The 3,097-nt window shown below is 38.5% G+C and carries 2 protein-coding genes; both read left to right on the forward strand.

Translation table 11 applies throughout. The features are described from left to right. On the forward strand, positions 1 to 1,393 hold a 1,393-nt coding region (locus EI164_RS15355), incomplete at its 5' end, for a MobA/MobL family protein (protein ID WP_192520827.1). Positions 1,394 to 1,743: 350 nt separating this feature from the next. After that, positions 1,744 to 2,697 (forward strand): replication initiation protein, encoded by a 954-nt coding sequence (locus EI164_RS15360; protein WP_192520829.1) that lies wholly within the window; start codon positions 1,744 to 1,746, stop codon positions 2,695 to 2,697. Positions 2,698 to 3,097 lie beyond the last annotated feature (400 nt).

Genomic DNA, 3,097 nt, shown 5'->3' on the forward strand with positions numbered 1-3,097 from the left:
GAGTATCGCTGATTTGGTTGAGAGGGGAGAAACCACCAAGCGCGGTAAGATGAAAAGTAGCGCACGCCTTGCGCGTGAATGGGTGTTGTGCGGTGTGCCTGAACTGACACGCGCTGAGAATATCGAACTGTTTGAGCAATTTGCTCAGCAGCAAAGCGAAGAACAAGGCGTTCTCAGCATGGTTTTTGTCCATGATCCCACCGCAGGTGACGATATGGCCACCACCAAGGCGGCAGCAGAGAAGAAAAATATGACTGCTCCCGATCCGCGAAACATTCACGCCCACATACTGCTATTAACCCGAGAACTAGATGTATCAAGGGATAACAAGTTATCCCTAGGTAAAAAATCAGACAGTGAGCTATCCAACGATGAACGTACGCGCCCTGTCGTCCCAAAAAAACTCGTTGGCACTATTGATCCTAATACTGGCGAAAAGATCCAGCAGGGGCGCGGATTATGTTCAAACAGTGACTGGCTCAAAAACACCCGTAAACAATGGGCAGATATTCTTAATGAACGACTGGCACAAAAGGGCGTTCAGCCAGTGACGCACGAGAGCTACAAGAATTTAGGTCTAAAATTCAAACCTACCAAACATTTAGGAAAAAATGCCAGTATCGCAGAGCGCATGGGCGTTCAAACAGAAATAGGAAAATATAATGAGTCAGTCAACAGATACAACCACAACCAAATTGAGCAGACAGCAAATAGCGGAATTACTAGCAGCCAACAACAAATTGCGCGCAGCCAACGATGGATTGATGCAATCAGTAATGGCGATGAATACATTCAACGAAAAACTGATGACACAGATCAACAGGAAAGATCGTTTAATAGCAGAATTGCAGAACAACGCCCAAATCCCTATGAGCAGCAGCTCAAAACAAGCGTTAATCACCGAAAACAGAGAGCTACAGAACTTGACGAGCGAACAATCATTTTTGATAGAGCGTCAGAACGAGCGGATAGAAATGCTCGATACAGAAAACCAAGAATTAATGGAATTATTGGCGAGGTTGACAGACTAACCATGAAAACAGCCCTACTGTTTTCCAATCGTAGAAACGAGCCATTTTATACAGATAGACAAAAAGAGATTTTAGAAAAATTTGCTAATGAAAACAGCCTAGTGACAGGGGATTTCATGGAAGAAACTAGAGTTGCTAGAGCGTTTTTCAGCGATGCAGGTAATGCTCAAACGCATAAACATATCGTTAAACTCATAAATGACCCTCAGACAGAGGAACAGAATTACTCTAAAACGCTCAAATTTGAGGCTGAGAGCGGTTTAAACGAATTTACTAGGGATTCTGTAGGCGATAGTCCTAAAAGGTCAGATAAAGCAGATGAGAGCGTTTCTATAGCGCATAGACGATATAGACGACCGTAGCAATTATTTTTCTTGTTTCCAGTGCGTCATACGATAGGTTAGAAAATTATTAGATTTTGAACGTAAAAGTTATCAATTTTTTCTCTTTATTCTTTAATTATTCAAACAAAAATATATTTTTTACTTTTAAAGACTTTTAAAGACTTTTAGACTCTCGCAAAGCATTGGTATTCATAGGTTTCATACTTGATAATGCTAGTTTTGTCCCACTTAATGCTAGTTTTGTCCCACTTAATGCTAGTTTTGTCCCACTTGGATGCTAGTTTTGTCCCACTTAATGCTAGTTCTTAGGTGTATCTAGCATTATAATAATGCTAGTATTGATTTTCTTTTAGCATTATGAGGTTTTTATGAGTAACGATGTGATGATTTTTGAGGCGAAATATCCTGAGGCATGGATTGTTATGCAAAATAGAATTACTCAGGCGTTTAGAGAGATGTCTATTGATGAAAAGCGTCTTATCATCTTGGCAAGCCCTGTAGTAAGGCTAAGTAAGGCGACTGAAAAGACACCTATAGAGGTTTCTTCCTCAGAATTTGCTCAATTAAGTGAAATTGATAGCCACTCAGCTTATAAGCAGATGAAGACAGCCAGTAAAAAACTGATGAAGCGAACATTCATATATAAAGATAAGGACGGTGTCGATACAGAGGTTCAATGGGTTATTAGATCAAAATATGGAAGCGGTTATGTAATGATGAACTTTACAGAAGAAGTTATCCAATTACTCAAGGTTTTTGATAGTTTGAATCCTTACACGAAATATTTAAAAGAGGATATTCTGAGCCTAAAATTGACATACTCAATTGACCTCTACCACCTAGCAAAAAAGCATCAGGGAATGGGTGGTTTTACTATTTCATTAGATGATTATAGGAAAGAGCTTGGAACGCCTAAATCATATTCACGAATCAATAATTTAAAAGATAATGCTGTTTATGCACCAATTCAGGAAATCAACGACAAGACGGATATTAAAATAGCTTATGAGAATGTAAAAAGAGGTAAAGAAGTAGTTGGTTTTAAATTCATAGTGAAAAGCAAACCTAGATCTAAGAAGGCGTTAGATTCAAAAAGAGATGAAAACACAGCAGATATGTTCACTACTGAAGGGTTAAGCGACAAGCAATTAGGGCGTATTGTTCGAAATCCTACTTTTATTGCGGAATACAATCATTTAGTAACCCCGACTAGCCCAGCTGGACAGTCACAACAAGGGTGGGAGTTTGAGATGGTTAATCGGCTTAAAAAAGACGCATCACAGTTTACAAAGCGTCCGATCAGAGAATATTTAGATTACTAAATTTTATAAATGTAGTGAATAACCCACCCACCTGCTTATTTTGACGTTTGTTTGTTTAAAATCGCTTTTGTTTGTTTAAAATAGCGTTTCTTTGTTCAAAATGACAATGAATTTGCCCGATTAAAGATGCTCAGGGCTTTATTTCGCGTATTCAGACTTTTAGCGATAAACAACTTGGTTATTTTGGCGTTTGTTTGTTTAAAATCGTCTTTGTTTGTTTAAAATCGTCTTTGTTTGTTCAAAATGACGTTTCTTTGTTTATTTTGAAGCCAGAAATACAGCGCAGTTTTTCATATTTCCTATTTTTTTTGGCTTTTTGTCCCTCTGACTAAGAGCGCAGTTTCGAGAAATGACATAAACCGTACTTCGTGTGGTATTATTTCATTGTCTCAAACCGCGT

Source organism: Psychrobacter sp. FME13, assembly GCF_014861395.1.
In the GTDB taxonomy this organism is placed as follows: domain Bacteria; phylum Pseudomonadota; class Gammaproteobacteria; order Pseudomonadales; family Moraxellaceae; genus Psychrobacter.

Bases quoted from the DNA above. Each gene is read 5' to 3' on its own strand.
- EI164_RS15360 (WP_192520829.1), top strand. From the start codon at position 1,744: ATGAGTAACGATGTGATGATTTTTGAGGCGAAATATCCTGAGGCATGG.